Annotated in this window: 13 protein-coding genes; 6 read left to right on the top strand and 7 right to left on the bottom strand. The window is 72.8% G+C overall.

From position 1 onward, the window contains the following. Positions 1-9 precede the first annotated feature (9 nt). The gene (locus tag F4692_RS13600; RefSeq protein ID WP_179620142.1) at positions 10-930 is read right to left on the bottom strand and encodes a manganese catalase; all 921 of its coding nucleotides are present in this window, start codon (positions 928-930) and stop codon (positions 10-12) included. Between the two features lie 250 nt (positions 931-1,180). Here F4692_RS13600 and F4692_RS13595 point away from each other — a divergent pair, with 250 nt between their 5' ends. Next, positions 1,181-1,921, top strand: a complete 741-nt coding sequence (locus F4692_RS13595; protein WP_179620141.1) for an AfsR/SARP family transcriptional regulator — start codon at positions 1,181-1,183, stop codon at positions 1,919-1,921. On the opposite strand, the gene F4692_RS13590 is transcribed toward F4692_RS13595, so the two are convergent. After that, positions 1,922-2,737: an MBL fold metallo-hydrolase gene (locus F4692_RS13590; RefSeq protein ID WP_179620140.1), complete on the bottom strand. Its 816-nt coding sequence runs from the start codon at positions 2,735-2,737 to the stop codon at positions 1,922-1,924. A gap of 2 nt (positions 2,738-2,739) precedes the next feature. Continuing rightward, the gene (locus F4692_RS13585) at positions 2,740-3,204 is read right to left on the bottom strand and encodes a DUF4383 domain-containing protein (RefSeq protein ID WP_179620139.1); all 465 of its coding nucleotides are present in this window, start codon (positions 3,202-3,204) and stop codon (positions 2,740-2,742) included. Between the two features lie 189 nt (positions 3,205-3,393). On the opposite strand from F4692_RS13585, the gene F4692_RS13580 reads away from it, so the two are divergent. The 4 genes from F4692_RS13580 to F4692_RS13565 are packed head-to-tail and all read left to right on the top strand — an operon-like array spanning position 3,394 to position 6,350. Next, entirely contained in the window at positions 3,394-4,005 is a 612-nt protein-coding gene (locus tag F4692_RS13580; protein ID WP_179620138.1) for a hypothetical protein, read from the top strand. A gap of 16 nt (positions 4,006-4,021) precedes the next feature. Then, on the top strand, positions 4,022-4,363 hold the full coding sequence (locus tag F4692_RS13575; protein WP_179620137.1) for a DUF2200 domain-containing protein: 342 nt from the start codon (positions 4,022-4,024) through the stop codon (positions 4,361-4,363). A gap of 35 nt (positions 4,364-4,398) precedes the next feature. Continuing rightward, positions 4,399-5,271, top strand: coding sequence for an alpha/beta fold hydrolase (locus tag F4692_RS13570; protein ID WP_179620136.1), 873 nt, complete (start codon positions 4,399-4,401; stop codon positions 5,269-5,271). Further along, positions 5,268-6,350 (top strand): spore photoproduct lyase family protein, encoded by a 1,083-nt coding sequence (locus F4692_RS13565; RefSeq protein ID WP_308645302.1) that lies wholly within the window; start codon positions 5,268-5,270, stop codon positions 6,348-6,350. The genes F4692_RS13570 and F4692_RS13565 overlap by 4 nt, the downstream gene beginning before the upstream one ends. A gap of 261 nt (positions 6,351-6,611) precedes the next feature. On the opposite strand, the gene F4692_RS13560 is transcribed toward F4692_RS13565, so the two are convergent. The 3 genes from F4692_RS13560 to F4692_RS13550 all read right to left on the bottom strand — a co-directional run bounded on the left by F4692_RS13560 (position 6,612) and on the right by F4692_RS13550 (position 9,878). Next, positions 6,612-7,517, bottom strand: a complete 906-nt coding sequence (locus F4692_RS13560) for a helix-turn-helix domain-containing protein (protein WP_179620135.1) — start codon at positions 7,515-7,517, stop codon at positions 6,612-6,614. Positions 7,518-7,578: 61 nt separating this feature from the next. Further along, a complete protein-coding gene (locus tag F4692_RS13555) occupies positions 7,579-9,267 on the bottom strand; it encodes a copper resistance CopC/CopD family protein (RefSeq protein WP_179620134.1) in 1,689 nt (562 codons plus the stop codon). Beyond that, on the bottom strand, positions 9,264-9,878 hold the full coding sequence (locus F4692_RS13550) for a DUF1775 domain-containing protein (protein WP_179620133.1): 615 nt from the start codon (positions 9,876-9,878) through the stop codon (positions 9,264-9,266). Before F4692_RS13550 ends, F4692_RS13555 begins: the two co-directional genes overlap by 4 nt. 160 nt (positions 9,879-10,038) lie before the next feature. Here F4692_RS13550 and F4692_RS13545 point away from each other — a divergent pair, with 160 nt between their 5' ends. After that, positions 10,039-10,263, top strand: coding sequence for a tautomerase family protein (locus F4692_RS13545; RefSeq protein ID WP_179620132.1), 225 nt, complete (start codon positions 10,039-10,041; stop codon positions 10,261-10,263). Between the two features lie 97 nt (positions 10,264-10,360). Here F4692_RS13545 and F4692_RS13540 read toward each other — a convergent pair whose 3' ends face one another. Further along, the gene (locus tag F4692_RS13540; RefSeq protein WP_179620131.1) at positions 10,361-16,177 is read right to left on the bottom strand and encodes a LamG-like jellyroll fold domain-containing protein; all 5,817 of its coding nucleotides are present in this window, start codon (positions 16,175-16,177) and stop codon (positions 10,361-10,363) included. Between the last annotated feature and the right edge of the window lie 154 nt (positions 16,178-16,331).

Raw genomic sequence — 16,331 nt, 5'->3', positions numbered from 1 at the left:
GACAGCCGCTCACTCACCGGGAGTGAGCTTCTCCTTGGCCTTGTGCAGCAGGTTCTCCGCACCCTGGGCGTACGCACCACCGGCCGTGCCGGGCTTGCCCGGGCCCTTCGACCCGTCGTACGTGGCGAACAGCTCGGGGTCGGGCGCGGGCAGCTCCTGCACGTCGTCCTGCAGCGCGCGCCCCTCCTCGAAGCGGATCTCCTGATCGCCCACCAGCGTGGCGCCCTGGGCCCACCGGCCCTCGTGCGCGGTGCTGCCCTCGTGGAAGCTGTAGAACACGCTGGCCTGCTCGGTGGCCTCCTCGGCCTTGCGGGAGTCCTCGAGGCCGTCGGTGTGGCCGTCCTCGATCAGCTGCTCGATGCCCAGCAGCCACTGCTGCTGGTGGAAGGTGTCGCGGGCGAGCGCGAAGGAGAGCGTCTCCTTGACGCCCGGGTCGTCGGTCATCCCGATGAGGCGTGCCACCTGCAGGCGACCCTGCGCCTCCGCCGCGACGTTGTGCCGGAAGTCGGCGAGGAGGTTGCCGCTCGCCACGATGTAGCCGGCGTTCCACGGCACGCCCATGCTGTTGGTCGGCATCGCGAAGCCGCCGCTGACGATCGCCTGCTGGGGGTTCTGGCCGCCGAGCACCGCGGCGAGGGCGGGGTTGGCCGCAGCCGCCTCCGCCTGGGTCTCCGCCGGTGCGCCCTCGAGCAGCCGGGCCAGCAACGTCGTCAGCATCTCGACGTGGCCGATCTCCTCGGTGCCGATGTCGAGGATCATGTCCTTGTACTTGCCCGGTGTGCGGCAGGCCCAGCCCTGCCACATGTACTGCATCATCACGGTCATCTCGCCGAACTGGCCGCCGATGACCTCCTGCAGCTTGGACGCGTAGAGGGCGTCGGGACGTTCGGGCTTGGCGCTCCACTGGAGCTCCTTGGTGTGCCGGTACATGTGCTGCCTCGCAATCGTGTCGGGTGGTTGCCGCTGCGGGAGGGCCTCTCGCCGTCCCGTCCGACCACGCTCCCGGAGGGCCGTGGGCTGCGCGTGACGGCCGGAGCAGCACTGGCGTGGGACCGGCGTGGGACCGGCGTGGGCAGACCCGCCCCACCTCCGTCACCGCCGTCGTCACGGCGGCGTCACCGGGGCGCATCGGACGCCGCCACGCGGGGCACTGGACCGCACGCGACCTGGGGAGGCGTACGTGGCACTGAAGGCACGCCTGTGCCTGCTCGGCGGGTTCCGGCTGGAGCTGGACGGGCAGACGCACCCCGTCCCGGCGAGCGCTCGCCGCCTGCTGGCCCTCCTCGCCGTCGCCTACGAGGGGCGCCGCGCATCGCGCGGAGCCCTCGCGGAGATGATGCGCCCCGACTCCGAGCCCACGCGGGCGACCTCGACCCTGCGCTCGGTGCTGTGGCGCCTGCCCCGCGAGCGAGGGCGCGCGCTCGTGCTGGGCGACGCGCTCGACGTGTGGCTGAACCCCGACCTCACCGTCGACCTGTGGGACGCCGAGGCGCAGGCGCGCTCACTCTGTGCCGGTGAGGCACCGCGGGTGGACGACCTGCCCGACCTCGCCCTGCTCACCCAGGACCTGCTGCCGGGCTGGTACGACGACTGGCTGGCGGTCGCGCAGGAGTCGTTCCGGCAGCAGCGGCTGCACGCCCTCGAGCGGGGCGCGGACCTGCTCTGCGGTGCCGGCCGCTACCACGACGCGCTCAGCGCCGGCCTGGGCGCGGTGCGCTCCGAGCCGCTGCGCGAGAGCGCGCACCGCCGGGTGATCGAGGTGCACCTCGCGGAGGACAACCACGCCGAGGCGCTGCGCCAGTACGACCACTACCGGCGGCTGCTGGCCCAGGAGCTCGGACTGGCCCCCAGCGCCCGCATCCGGAGCCTGGTCGCTCCGCTGCTCGGGCGGCCCGTCGACCTGCCGTCGGTGCCGGACTGATCAGGCTGGGACGTCCGGGTCGAGGCTGACGACCTCGCCCCGCGCCGGGCACCGCAGGCGGGTGCCGAGCCCGCGCGCCGTCGCCCGGTCGACGAAGTCCGACAGCGGGGAGCGGAAGACGGTGTAGTCGTCGTGGTGGACCGGCACCACGACCGACGGGCGGCACCGCTCGACGAAGTCGACGCCCATCGCTGCGTCCATCGTCACCGTGCGCATCAGCACGCGCGTGCCGCCGAGGTGGACGACCGCGGCGTCGATGTCGGGGAAGCGCCGTCGCACCTCGTCGACGTGGTCGCCGGTGAGCGTGTCGCCACTGAAGTAGACGGACCGGCGCACCGCGCCGTCGACCACGTGCTCGACGACGCTGCCCATCACCGGCGGCAGCATCCGCCCCAGGAGCCCGCGGGCGTGCACGGCAGGCACCGCGGTCACCCGCAGGTGCTCCTCCCGCCCCCCTGACCCCTTGGCCAGGTGGTGCTGGTCCCACGGCTCCAGGGCCGCGGTGTCGAAGCCCCACCGGTCGAGGCGCCGCGTCGCGTGGCGCGTCGACAGCACGGGCGGCGTACGGTCGAGGCGCTCGCGGCTGACGCGGTCGAAGTGGTCGCCGTGCAGGTGGGACAGCAGCACCACGTCGAGCGGCGGCAGGTCCTCGGGCCGCACGGCGGGGTCGCTCAGCCGGCGCGAGGACAGCCCCCACCCCAGGTAGGCGCGTTGGCCGCGGTGCAGGAAGTTGGGGTCCGTCAGGATCGTGAAGGACCCCAGCGTCACCACGGTGGTCGCCGTGCCGATGAAGTGGAGCCTGTCCCCGGCGGCCATGGTCAGTGCGCCGTGCGGCGGATGCTGCGCCTGCCGAGGACCACGCCCAGCGCGATCATCCCGAGGCCGAGGGCGAGGTGGAGCCAGTCGTCCGCGGTGTTGAGCGGCACGAAGTTGGCCTGCGAGGACTCGTCCACCACGAGCCCGTACAGCCACAGCACGAGGTAGAGCGCGCCGCCGCCGAGGAGGTACGCCCGCGCGAGGACAGCGGTCCGGGCGAGCACCATCCCCGCGGCACCGAGCAGCAGGTGGAGCACGTTGTGGAGGACCGAGACCTGGAAGATCCCGAGCAGCAGGGCATGGGACTCGTGCCCGGCCATCTCCATCGTGTCGCGGTCGCTCGTGATCCCCGGCACGAAGCCGAGCGCGCCGACGAGCAGGAAGGCGAAGCCCACCAGCACGGCCGCGGCCTGCACCGGCGAGCCCTTGGTGGTCCGCTCGCTCCGCGTGCGTGTCCTGTCGGTCATGATCGTCCTCCTCCGCCGCCGCACAGGGGCGGCGCTCAGGACGCTCCGTACCCATCCGGTCCGCGCGCACGCGCGTGCCCACCCCGGCAGGGGTGGGCACGACACCGTGTCGCACGTCACCGTCTGCAGTGGGCCCGACCCGGGTACGGGACCGGCGACCGCACTCGCACGACGACCGAGAGGACCCTCGTGAACCCCCTCCGCACCGCCACCGGACTCCTCCACCTCCCCGCCCACGCCGCCGCTGCCGTGGCCGGCACCGCAGTCGGCGTCGTGACGACCGGCGTACGCACGTCCGCGCGCCTGCTCGGCTGGACGGTCGAGCGGGTCGGCGGCACCGTCCCTGCCCGGACCGCCGCCCCGTGGGCCCACGACACCCCCGCGGCACCGGAGACGGCCGAGGCCCCGCCGGTGCAGGTCCCCGAGGCGCCCGCGACGCAGACGCCGGTGGCGGAGGACCGCACAGCGGAGGCACCCGCGAGGAAGGCAGCCGCCGAGCAGGCAGCCGCCAAGAAGGCGCCCGCGAAGAAGGCGCCGGTGAAGAAGGCGCCCGCGAGGAAGGTGCCGTCGCGGCAGGCGGCCGTCGTCGCGCCGGCGCTGGGACTGACGGAGTCCGAGGCGGAGGACATCCTCCGCACGCCGTCCGGGATCCCGGCCGCCGGCGACGGCATCAACCCCGACACGACCGAGGTCGACCTGCACCAGCCCGGCACCGAGCCGCTGATGGACCCGGCGACGACCAAGGCGGTCGCCAGCGAGTTCGAGGTCCTGCGGCGGGCGGCTGACCCGGACAAGGGCTGAGTCCTATCCTCGGCGCATGCACCGGATCTTCACCACGAGCGTCGCATCGGTCTACCCCCACTACGTCGCGAAGGCGGAGCGCAAGGGACGCACGCGGGACGAGGTCGACGAGGTCATCCGGTGGCTGACCGGCTTCGACGACGCCCACCTCGCGCAGCACCTCGAGTCCGGTACGACGTTCGAGGACTTCTTCGCCGAGTCGACCCTCAACCCGCACGTGGACCAGATCACCGGATCGGTCTGCGGGGTGAAGGTGCAGGAGGTGGAGGACCCGTTGATGCGGCGGATCCGCTACCTCGACAAGCTCGTGGACGAGCTGGCCAAGGGCCGGCCGATGAAGAAGGTCCTGCGCTCCTGAGCCATGCCTCGCGCACCGCTGGGTACCGGGCCGTCATGCAGACGGAAGACCTCCCCGGCTCCCACCCGGATCCCCACCCGAGCGACTGGCGGCAGTGGTCCGTGCGGGGTGACGGGGTCGACCTCGCCGTGCGTGAGGTCGGCGACCCGGCCGCGCCGGCCGTGGTGCTCGTGCACGGCTGGCCGGACACGCACCGGCTCTGGCTCCCCCTGGCCGGGCTGCTGGCCGCGGACCTGCGCGTCGTCGTCTACGACACCCGCGGCATGGGACTGTCGACCTGCGACGCCCCGGCGTCCGCGTTCGCCCTCCCCCGCCTCGCCGCCGACCTGATGGCCGTCGTGGACGACGCGAGCCCGGACCGTCCGGCGCACGTGGTCGGCCACGACTGGGGGTCCGTGCAGGCCTGGGAGGCGGTGTGCGAGCCGGGCGCGGACGAGCGCATCGCGTCGTTCACCTCGCTCAGCGGTCCCAACCTCGACCACGTGTCGGCGTGGGTGCGACGCACGGTGCGGCGCCCGTCGGCCGTGTCGGTCGCCTCCCTCGTCGGACAGGCCATGTCCTCGTCCTACGTCCCCTTCCTAGTCTCGCCGCTGGCGCCGCCGGTGCTGCGGTGGGCGGCCGGGCCCGACGCGGCGTCCGGCCTGCGCTACTACAGGGGCAACCTGCACGCCGGCGTACGCCCTCCGCGCGAGCGGCGCACCCGCGTGCCCGTGCTGCAGGTGGCCCTGACCCGCGACCCCGCGATCCGCGAGGGTGCGCTGGCGGCGAGCGACCCGTGGTGCGAGGACCTGCGCCGCGTGCACCTCCCGGCCGGGCACTGGGCGCCGCGCACCCACGCGCCCGCCGTCGCCGAGGCGGTGCGCGACCACGTGGCGTACGCCGAGCACCTGCTGGCGGGGGCCGCGTGAGCCCTGCCCCGGTCCCGCTGTCGGAGCGGCTGCTCGACATCCGGCGGATCTACCACGAGCGCGACATCGAACGCTTCGCCCGCGCTCGCGAGGTGCTCGAACGGTTCCCCGACGCCGAGCGCATCGAGGTGCTGTCGCACCAGGCGATCCCGGGCCTGCACGGCAACCCGGGCGCGGTGGAGGACTGGGTGCGGACCAAGCAGGAGGTGCTGGTGCTGGGCGAGAAGAAGTCGCTCACCGCACGCCGCAACGGTCGTTCGGCCGACTGGATCGCTCCCTCGACGGCCAACGGGTGCGCGATGGCGTGCGTCTACTGCTACGTCCCACGGCGCAAGGGCTACGCCAACCCGATCACGGTCTTCGCCAACATCGAGGCGGTGCTGGGCTACCTCGAGCGGCACGCCGGGCGGCAGGGGGTCAAGCCGGAGCCCAACCAGTGCGACCCGGTCGACTGGGTCTACGACCTCGGCGAGAACAGCGACTGCTCCGCCGACGCGCTCGTGTCCGACAACGTGCGCGACCTCGTCGACCTGTTCGCCCGCCTCCCCCACGCCAAGGCCAGCTTCGCCACCAAGCTGGTCAACCGCGACCTGCTGACCTGGGACCCGCGCGGCGGGACCCGGGTGCGGTTCAGCCTGATGCCCGAGGGTCCCTCGCGCACCGTCGACGTCCGGACGTCGAAGGTGGCCGAGCGCATCGCCGCGATGGACGACTTCGTCGAGGCGGGCTACGAGGTGCACGTGAACCTCAGCCCGGTCATCGTCCACGAGGACTGGCTCGCCGAGTGGGGCGAGCTGCTCGAGCAGGTCGCCGACGGCACCAGCGCGCGGACCCGTGCGCAGCTGGCCGCGGAGATCATCTTCCTCACCCACAACGAGGGCCTGCACGAGGTCAACCTCGGCTGGCACCCCCGCGCCGAGGACCTGCTCTGGCGCCCGGACCTGCAGGAGACCAAGCAGAGCCACAGCGGCCAGGTCAACGTGCGCTACCGCTCGGGCTGGAAGGGCCGCTGGGTCCGCCAGCTCACCGACCTCGTGGCCGAGAAGCTGCCGGAGTGCCGGGTGCGCTACGCGTTCTGAGCGCGCCTCCCGCGCACGTGCGGCGGATGTGGCCGTCGGGTCGCGCGTACGAGGGCAAGCTCCCGCACACGTGCGGCGGATCTCGCCCCCAACCCGCGCGTACGAGGGCAACATCGCGGACACGTGCGGCGGATCTGGCCCCCAGCCCGGGCGTACGAGGGCAACTTCCCGCACACGTGCGGCGGATCTGGCCCCCAGCCCGCGCGTACGAGGGCAACATCGCGCACACGTGCGGCGGATCTGGCCCCCAACCCCCCGACCTCACGCCTCCCCGCGCTGCCGGCGGAGCCAGGTGATCGGGTCCCCGTCGTCGACGTCCACCCCGTGCACCCGCAGCAGGTGCCGGGCGACCTGACGCCTCGCCGCCGCGACGGTGATGACATGCGCGAACACGCTGCCCATCACGAAGCTCTCCGGCGGGTCGCAGAGGGCGTCGACCAGCCGGTCCTCCCACGCGCCCCGCGCATCGAGGTCTCGCACCGTGGCGAGCCAGCGTGGGCCGACGGCATCGAGCCGGGCCCGCAGGCTCGCGGGGTCGCGTGCGCCGCCCTCGGGGACGTCGGCCCCGTCGATCGCGGCGAGCCAGACCTCCTTGCCGGCGACGAGGTGCTCCAGCACCTGCGCGAGGGACTCGTCGGGGCCGTCGAACGCCAGGACCCGCAGACCCGGGACGGACCGGGCCTCGTACGCCTCGTCCCCCACGTCCCCGGCGAGGTCGAGCAGGTGCCGGGTGTCGTCGAGGTCGTGACGCACGAGGTGCTCGGTGATCGGGTTCACGGCCTGCTCCGTGGACTGCACCCACAGCGACATGGGCGGGTGGAAGTGGATGCCGTTGGGGGCCGGCAGCCAGTGGCCGGCCGCGGGCGTGCTCGGCGGGTGCCCGAAGGCGCGTGCGTACGCCCGCCCGAAGCCCTCGACGGACTCGTAGCCCGCCTCGAAGGCCGCGTCGGTCACGCTCGAGCCGCCGGCCAACCTCCACGCGGCCCGCTCCAGCATCACGCGTCGTCGCATCGCGACGGGCGGCTCGCCGGCGTCGCGGCGCACGCGGCGGTTGAAGTGGAAGGGCGAGGAGTACGCACCGCCCGCCATGTCGGCCAGGGTGGCGTGGTCCTCGTCGAGGACCGCGTCGAGCAGCTCACGCAGCCTGTCGCGTCCTTGCTCGCCCATGCGCCCAGTCTGGGGCACCGCGGGCCTCTTGTGCCTGACCGGAATTGCCGTGTGGGCGACCTCAGGGCACCTCGAGCTCGAGGGTCTTCACCGGGTTGTCGAACTCCGTGGTCCGCAACGAGACCTGCGCCTCCCACGTGCCTCCGGTCGGCAGCACGACGTCACCGGTGTATATGCCGGGGCCGATGTTGCGCAACGCCACCTCGCCCAGGTCGAGGTCCGCGGTCGAGAGGCTGATCCGGGGCGCGGCGAAGCCCTCGGCCGGTACGCCGTCCGGGTCGGTCATCGTGAGGGTGACCGTGGTCGTTCCCACTGCGAGCGGGTCGAAGGCCACCTCCGCGACGATGCCCCCCAGCCACACCGACCGGGCCGGCTCCTGCGCCCGGGCGGCCGGGGCGGTGCTGCCGCCCGGCTCGGGGCTGCGGTCGACGAGCAGCCCCGTGAGCAGCAGCACGACCAGCAGCACGGCGGCCTCGGCCACCGTCGTACGCACCAGCAGCGCGGCCGCGTCGCGGCGCCCGCGTCGCTTCACCGCGTCCCGCAGCCGCGGCAGCAGGGCGAATCGGTTCCACGCCGCCAGCGCGACCGCGGCCAGCACGGCGAGGACCTTCGCCAGCAGGATCGCGCCGTAGCCGGTGTCGACCAGCGCCGCCCAGGAGCCCGCGATGCGCCACGCCATGACGGTGCCGGTGGCGACGAGCGCGACGAGCACGCCGGACGCCCACGTCGAGAAGCGGGTCAAGACCACCGCGCCCGCGTCCTCGCGGGCGGCGAGGTCGCCGAGCACCAGCGCGACGGCGAGCAGGCCACCCAGCCAGACGGCCCCGGCGAGCAGGTGCAGCACGTCGACCCCGATCACGAGCGCCTGGGGCGAGGTCGCCCGCGTGTGACCGGTCAGTGCCGGGGCGACCAGCGCGACCGCGCAGCCGAGCAGCACCACCCCGGCACGGGTCCGACCGGCGGCGGTCACCGGGAGGGACAGCACCGCCAGCGCCAGGCCGAGAGTCACCGCCGCGGGCACGCCGTACTCCGTGGCCGCGAGCGCCGACCAGGTCGCGCCGTCGCCCAGGGCCGAGGCGGGGAGACCGAGCTGGTAGAGCGCGACGAGCGGGACGGCGGCCCACCAGGCGAGCCCGGCGAGGAGTGCTGACGCGCGGGCGACGGCGCGGAGCCGGCGACGCGCGTCGTCGGTGGCGCGGTCGGCCGGGAGGAGGAGCACGGCGAACAGGGCGAGACCGGCGGCGGCGAGCAGCCCGACGTAGCCGAGCCAGCGCACCACGCCCAGCACGACCGGGGCGTCGGTGCCGGCGTCGGCGCTCGTCGTCGGGACCTCGACCACGTCGCTCGGCTCGCCCACCGAGAAGGTGAGCGAGCCGCCGATCGGGTGGCCGTCCGCGGAGACGAGGCGCCAGACCACGACGTGGGTGCCCTCGCCGACCTCGCCCTCGAGGTCGACGACGAGCCGGGCCTCCTCGACCGAGGCCGACGACGGCACCTGCGTCCCGGTGGCGTCGAAGACCTGCACCCCCGCCGGTACGCCGATGACCGACTCGTCGAAGGTGAACGTGATCTGCTCCGGAGCGGTCTCGAGGACCGCTCCCTCAGCGGGATCGGTGGCGATGAGCGTCGCGTGCGCGGACGCGGGCGCGGCCGCTCCCAGCACGACGACGAGGACGGCCTGCAGCAGCGCGACGGCGAGCAGCAGGACTCGCGCCGTACGCCGGACGCCGGTGTCGGTGCCGGCACTCATGCGCGACGGCGGCGGAGGACCAGGACGGCTCCGCTGGCCAGGCAGCCGGCCGCGACCAGCCCCACGGCGCCGTAGGCCATCACCCGGTCGTCGGGCGGCCCGACGGCCGGCGCGGCACCGGACCCGTCTGCGCCGGTCACGACGACCACGGGGGCGGGCTGCTCGAGCTCGTCACGGCTGGCGGCGTCGGCGGCGACCTCCGTCCAGGCGGACTCCCCCACCTCGCAGCGCTGGACCACGGGGAAGACCAGCACCGCGCCCACCTCGTCGGGCAGACGTACGGAGAACGACACCTCGTCGGCCAACGCGTCGGGCAACGGGTCGTCGGTGCGGAAGGTGACGGCGTCCGCCGCGGCCTGCGCGCTCCACCGGTCGGTGGTCTCGGCGGCGAGCTCGCTCACCCCGGCGGGCATCCGCACGGCCAGCTCCGTCGTGGCGGAGCCGGCGCACCCGTGCGGCACCTCCATCCGCACGCGCGCCGTCTCCCCGGCCTCGGTCGTGGAGACGTCGATCGTCACGTGCGCGGCTGCGGGCGCGATCGCGAGGACGAGGGGGGCCACGGCGGCCGCGCCCAGCAGGGCAGCGCGGAGCGACGCGCTCGTGCGGGGCATGCGTACTCCTGACCGGGCCTCGACGGACCAACCGCACGACTGCGCGGTGACCCTCCTCACACAACCAGCCTGCGGAACTGTTGTCAAGGATGTGAACTAGCACTACCGTGATTCGCGTCACCGAATCCGGGTCATACGCATGAACGAAGGGATCCTCCCCATGCCCAACATCACCGTCGAGCTCCTCAAGGGCCGCTCGGTCGAGCAGCGCCGCGAGTTCGCCCGCGCCGTCGCCGACTCCGCCGTGGAGATCCTCGGCGCCCGTCGCCAGGACGTCCGCATGGTCTTCAGCGAGATCACCGCCGACATCGTCGCCAACGGCGGGGTGCTGGCGAGCGAGGACGACAGCCGCGCGGGCGTGGTCGCCGCGCTCGCCGACGACTGAGCGGCACCCGAGCCGGCTCCTGCGCCGGCGCCTCAACCCACAGCACGTACGACGAGGGCCCCGGGGACACGTCCCCGGGGCCCTCGTCGTTGCTGCCCTAGCGCCGGCGGACCGTGATCCGCAGCTGCTCGGTGGTGGACTCCGCCAACGTGCTGCCCGCGTAGGTCACGGTCAGCCTCAACCGCTTGCCCTTCGCCTTGGGCAGCTGGACGAACACGCGACCGTCCTTGAGCGTGCCGGCCAGGGTCTTGCCGCGGGCGATCGCGACGGTCACGTCGCCGGTGACGGGGACCCCGTCAGGCGCCCGGAGGACGACCCTGACCGTGGCGCGCTTGCCCTTCTTCACCTTCAGCGGCGCCGACACCGACATCTGCGGCACGACCTTGGCCACGGCGACCGACACCTGCGAGGACGACGGCTTGTGGCCGCTGTCGCCGAGGTAGCGGAGCGTGAGCCCGTGGGTCCCCGGGACGAGTCCCGTGGCGGGGAGCTCCACCGTCGCACGACCCTCGGTGAGGGTCGCCGTCGCGAGGAGGGCGTTGCCGTTGCGGACCTCGACCTTCCCGGTCGCAGCCGCGGGGGCGACGCTGACGACGAGCGAGCCGGCCTTGCCGTAGGTGTACGGCGCCGCCGCGCCCGCCACGGCGGAGGTGAGCGGACCGTCGCCGCCCGTGCTGCCGCCAGCGGACTTCACGGTGATCGTGACGGTCGCCGGCGCCGAGGTGGCGGTGCCGTCGCTCGCCGTGTAGGTGAACTGGTCCTTGCCCGCGAAGCCCGCGTCGGGCGTGTAGGTGAAGGACCCGTCGGCGGCGAGCGTCACCGACCCGTTGACCGGCTGGCCCGTCCGGGTCGCGGTGAGCGTGTCGCCGTCCGCGTCCGTGTCGTTGCCCAGGACTCCCGGCGCGGCCAGCGACAGCGGCTCGCCGGCCACGGTGCTGAAGGCGTCGTCCTGGGCGACGGGCGCCCTGTTCGGCGGCTCTGCGTCCTCCTCCACGGTGATGGTCACCGTGGCGGCAGGCGACTGGCTGGTGCCGTCGTCGGCCTTGTAGGTGAACGTGTCCTCGCCGCTGAACCCGGTGTCGGGCGTGTAGGTGAACGCCCCGTCCTCGGACAGCTCCACCGTGCCGTTCGCCGGCTGGGTGGCCGCGACGGCCGTGAGGTCGTCGTCCTCGGGGTCGGTGTCGTTGGCCAGGACGCCGGGGGCGTCGACGACGAGCGCCTCACCCGCCGGGGTCGAGTAGGCGTCGGCCACCGCGGACGGCGCCACGTTGGTGGTGCCGTTGTAGAGGGCCAGGACGTCCTCGGCGGTGAGCTCGTAGCCGTAGAGCCGGAAGTCGTCCTGCTGCTCGGTCGGGCGGGGGTCGTTCCAGCTGCCGTTGGCGAGGAAGTTGGCGGTGGTGCCGCCGTCCCCGATGTCGCCGATGCTGACCGGGATGTTGTCCCGGACACCACCGTTGGTCTGCAGCTGGCCGTTGAAGTAGATCTTCACGGTCGTACCGCCGCCGCTCGGCGACTCGCCGAGGGTGACCACGACGTGGGTCCACTGGTTCAACGGCAGGTCGGCCGTCCCGTTGAGCTGGGTGCGGAACTGCTCACCGTCGTTCTTGCGCAGCGTGACCGCGAAGCCGCGGTTGCCGTTCTCGGTCTCCGACTGCAGCAGCAGGAACTCGGTCGTGTCCTTGCCGAGCTGGACGTGGGTGGTCCAGTTGGGTAGGGCGGTCGGGCGGATCCACGTCGAGATGGTGGCCTCGGTGTCCATGCCGAACGTGATGTCGTCCGGCAGGCGGACGTGCCCGGCGCCGGGCAGGTTCACGCCCGCGCCGTACTTCGCCGAGGGGGTCCACCCCGCGTTGCCCTGCAGCACGGCGTCACCGATGGCCGGGTCCGAGCCGGAGTTGACCGACGTCGTCCCCGTCCCCTCGTCGAACCTGTAGTGGACGGGCACCCCCTCGCCCACGGGCGGCCGGGCGACGGTGTGGGAGACCGACTCCGCGGAGTCGCGCCAGCCGGCCTCGGCGAGGAACCGGACCTCGATGTCGTGCTCGCGAGGCGGCAGCGTCACCTGCGGGAAGGTCACCGAGCCGTCGGCCACCTCCACCTGGCCACCCTCGCGGGCGCCGTCGATCCACAGCTCGGCGACGCCGGACGGGGCGCCACCGGTCGCGGCTCCGATCGTCGCCGACACCGTGATGGGGGTGTCGAAGGGCGACGGGGAGGCGGGCGTGACGGACACGTCGACGGTGGTGTCGACCGCGGTGCCGTCGGCGTACATCCCGGCGACGTCGGAGTCCGACAGGGCCGAGGTGTAGAGGCGCACGTCGTCCATCAGCCCGTCGAAGGCGGGGTCCGGGTAGCCGTTGCGGCCCAACCAGTTGTTGGTCGTCGGGCCCACGTCGGCCATGGTGATCGTCAGGTCGGTGCGCTCGGCGATCTTCGCGCCGTTGAGGTAGAGCCTGCCCACCGCCCCGTCGCGCGTGAACGCGACGTGGTTCCACTGGCCGGCCGCCACGTCCTTGGTCGGGACCGCGTAGACGCGCTCCTGGACGTTGCTGCCCTTCTTCTTGAAGGTCGCCGCCAGGCCGGTGTTGCCGTTGGCCTGCGTCTGCATCTGGACCTGGAAGAAGCTGCCGTCGTCACCGAGGCCGTCACCGATGTGGAACAGGTTGATCCAGTTCCCCTTGGTGTCAGGACGCACCCAGAACGAGGTCGTGAAGGCCTCCTCGCCCTGCAGCAGGTCGTCCGGCAGGTCGACCGTGTTGGCGTTGCTGCCGCCCGGCAGGTCGAGCGCCCCGCCGTCGATGCCGCTGGTGCTCCACCCGGTGGTCCCGGTCAGCGTCGCCGGACCCACGGTCGCGTCGGTGCCGGTGTTGGCGGCCGAGGTGCCGGTGCCCTCCTCGAACTCGTAGTGGACCGGGACGTCGGAGGAGCCCTCGGCGGTCGCGACGATCACGAGGTCGTCCAGGACGACGTCGGCCGGCCCGCCTCCCCCGGCGATCGTCAGCGGCATCCGCCGCGCGTCGGCGGTGAAGGTGCCCGTCCAGGTCCCGAAGGCCGTCTGCGAGGACAGGGTCGTCGGGGCGGACAGGTTCGCGGTCAGGTCACCGATCCCGATGCTCGCGGTGCCCGGGGCGGTGCCGGCGGACCGGCTGTCGCGGGCGTAGCGGATCGAGACGCGGTACTCCTGGCCGACGTCGAGCCCCTGGACCGTACGGGTCAGGTCACCGTCGGCGCCCACCGCGAGGTGGTAGCCGGTGAGCCCCAGACCGCCCATGCTCGGCTGCAGCGCGCGGATGAGCTCGACCTGCGAGTCCACCTCCCACGGCGACATCCGGCCGTTGCCCGGGGCCACGTCGAAGCTGGCCGGGACGCTGTTGGCGTTGCGCCACTCGACGGGGAGCCGGGGGTACTCGAACTGGTCGACGACCTTCGGGGCCGGCGAGTCCATCTCCACCTCGGGGTCGATCTGCACGATGTCCGCGACCGACGGGGTGCCGTCGCTCCACACGAACACCATGTAGGCGCCGGGAGGGGCGAAGTTGGCGTCGGTCGGCGACGTGATCGAGACCGTGCTCCCGGACTGGGTGAAGCTCAGGTCCTGGAAGTTCTGATCGTTGTTGAAGCCGTGGGTGACCGACCCGTTGCGGACCAGCGTGACCCGGTCGACCGTGCTGGCGGTCGACATCGTGAACGTGCCGTCGTAGCCGATCTTCTTGGGCGCGTCGGTGACCACCGGTCGCTCGGCCGGCTCGTCGGCGTCGAAGAGGTAGGCCGGGGAGTAGAACTCCACGTCGGTGTAGTTGCGCGGGCCGGGCGTGCCGCCACCGCCGATCATGATCCTGCCGTCGGGCAGGAGCAGGGCGATCGAGTGGTAGAGGCGCGCGTGCTCGTGGGGCACCTCGACCTCGGTCCACTGGCCGTTGTCGGGGTTCCAGATCTCGGCGTTGGTGACGTAGCCGCCGTTGCCGTTGTTGTCGCGGGAGCCGCCGGTCACGATGACGTTGCCGTCGGGCATGACCGTCGAGGTGGGCCAGTGACGGGCGTACGTCATGGGCTGCGTCGCGGCGACCACCGGGTCGGCCGTGCCGCCGGTGATGTCGACCGTGATGCCGGCCCTCGCGCCGGCACCGCCGCCGCCGTTGGACCACGTGCCGCCGCCGACCTGCAGGATCTTGCCGGGCCGGTACATCGTGGCCGTCGACGTGGCGCCGACCGGGTTGCCCAGGTTGCCCTGGTTGCCGGTGCCGGCGCCCAGGGTGCCGCGCATCGTGATCGCGCCGTCACCGCTCGGGTCCAGCTCGAACATCTGCGTGCCCGTGATGGTGAAGATGTTGCCGTTGGTCGGGGCGACGAAGGCGCGGGGGTACCACCAGCGGTTCTCGCCGCCGTTGGCCGCGCCACCGCCGCTGCCGTACGCCTGGAGGCTCGTGGCGCCTTCGAGGAGCTTCCACGAGCTCCCCTCACCCGGGGTGTAGATCTCCGGCGTGAGGACACCCGGGCCGCCCGGACCGCCCTTGAGCGCACCGCCCTGGACGACGATCGAGCCGTCGGGCGTCGTCGTGCCGGTGGGGTACCAGCGCGGGTAGTTCATCGGCGCCTCGTTCTTGAGGCCGGAGTTGGTGGAGTAGCTCGTCACGCCGATCGCCGAGTCGTTGGGCGCGTTGCCACCGAGGCCGTCGTCACCGCCGACCGTCATGGTCGAGCGGCGGTGCGGCATCTGCACCTGCATCGAGCAGAAGAGGTCGGTGTAGGTCGCGTTGGGGATCACCCCGGCGACCACGTTGCCGACCGTGCGGACCACGGAGGGGTCCCACACGTCGATCTCCATCTGGCCGCCCTGCGTGACGCAGTCGTTGCCGCTCCAGTCGTAGGGGTTGGCGTCGGTGCAGCCCGAGGACACCGAGCCGAACGACTGGACCTTGCCGTCGGAGGTCAGCGCCGCGTTGATCGGGACCAGCGGCCACGGCGTGACGCCGCTCCACGAGCCCTGCTCGTCCTTGACCGGCGCCGAGCAGTCGGCCTCGAGGAGGCCCGAGGAGTAGGCGAGGCCGTTCTTCATCATGGTGCGGATGAACGGCTCGGAGTAGGCCGTCCCCTCGTGGCCGAGACCGGAGTACCAGGAGCGACCGTCGTCGATCGTCTGGCACCAGGTGACGGGGTGCGTCGTGCCGTTGTGGCCGAGGCTGCCCACCGAGGACTCGTCGATCGACAGCAGCGTCTTGACGTTGGGCGCGGGGTTGACCACCCAGTCGTACCACTCGTCGCTGCGGGTGATCTCGGCTGCCAGCCCGGCGTTGAGGGGGTGGTCGGTCGCCTCGTTGACGACCCGGCCGGGGCGCACGCCGGGGTTCTCCGGGTGGCCCTCGGACATGGCGCCCACGAGCCGGAGGTAGAACGGGTTGACGTCGTGCTCGCTCTGGCCGACCGACCAGCCCGCGTAGTGCTGGCCGAAGTAGCCACCGCCGCCGCGGATGTAGGCCTCGAGCGCGGCGCGCTGCGACTCGTTGAAGAGCACGCCGCCCGTCTGCATGAAGGCGACGGCGTCCTTGGTCGCAAGGTTCGCGGTGGTGAACGCGGCCGGGTCGTCGGTCTCCTGGATGTCGACGGTCTGGCCGTACTCCGTTCCCAGCTGCTGCAGGAGCTCCTTGATGGCCACCCGGCCCTGGACGTGGGAGGCGTGGAAGTTGGGCTTGTAGAACAGCAGCACGCGCAGCACGCCGTCATCGACGGAGCCGGCGGCGGCGGGTGCGGCGGCCGGGGCCGCCTGCGGTGCGGGTGCGTCAGGCGTGGCGGCCTGCACGGGGCCGGTGAGCGTCAGCGCGACACCCAGTGCGGCCGTGACGGCCACCAGGTGCGCCGACGTGCGGCGGAGGCGCCTGGCGTGGCGCCGGCGTACGGATCTGCTTAGCAGGTTCATCAACGTTTCCCTAGGGCTCGGCGGGGCGGAGCTCGACGGGCGGCGGGTGCGGTCAGCGCTCACGAGACAGGCTGAACGTATGACGGCCATCACACACAGTCAAGAACCTTGTCCATCATTGTGAACCAAAGGTCTAGTGAGTTCACGTACATGG

The sequence above is a fragment of the Nocardioides cavernae genome (assembly GCF_013410035.1).
Taxonomy (GTDB): Bacteria; Actinomycetota; Actinomycetes; order Propionibacteriales; family Nocardioidaceae; genus Nocardioides; species Nocardioides cavernae_A.
This window is presented reverse-complemented; position numbering and strand designations above follow the sequence as displayed.

Excerpts from the sequence above, each read along its gene's own strand:
- F4692_RS13540 (WP_179620131.1), bottom strand. The coding sequence starts at position 16,177 with ATGAACCTGCTAAGCAGATCCGTACGCCGGCGCCACGCCAGGCGCCTC.
- F4692_RS13545 (WP_179620132.1), top strand. The coding sequence starts at position 10,039 with ATGCCCAACATCACCGTCGAGCTCCTCAAGGGCCGCTCGGTCGAGCAG.
- F4692_RS13590 (WP_179620140.1), bottom strand. The coding sequence starts at position 2,737 with ATGGCCGCCGGGGACAGGCTCCACTTCATCGGCACGGCGACCACCGTG.
- F4692_RS13555 (WP_179620134.1), bottom strand. The coding sequence starts at position 9,267 with ATGAGTGCCGGCACCGACACCGGCGTCCGGCGTACGGCGCGAGTCCTG.
- F4692_RS13550 (WP_179620133.1), bottom strand. The coding sequence starts at position 9,878 with ATGCCCCGCACGAGCGCGTCGCTCCGCGCTGCCCTGCTGGGCGCGGCC.
- F4692_RS13570 (WP_179620136.1), top strand. The coding sequence starts at position 4,399 with ATGCAGACGGAAGACCTCCCCGGCTCCCACCCGGATCCCCACCCGAGC.
- F4692_RS13575 (WP_179620137.1), top strand. The coding sequence starts at position 4,022 with ATGCACCGGATCTTCACCACGAGCGTCGCATCGGTCTACCCCCACTAC.
- F4692_RS13600 (WP_179620142.1), bottom strand. The coding sequence starts at position 930 with ATGTACCGGCACACCAAGGAGCTCCAGTGGAGCGCCAAGCCCGAACGT.
- F4692_RS13560 (WP_179620135.1), bottom strand. The coding sequence starts at position 7,517 with ATGGGCGAGCAAGGACGCGACAGGCTGCGTGAGCTGCTCGACGCGGTC.
- F4692_RS13585 (WP_179620139.1), bottom strand. The coding sequence starts at position 3,204 with ATGACCGACAGGACACGCACGCGGAGCGAGCGGACCACCAAGGGCTCG.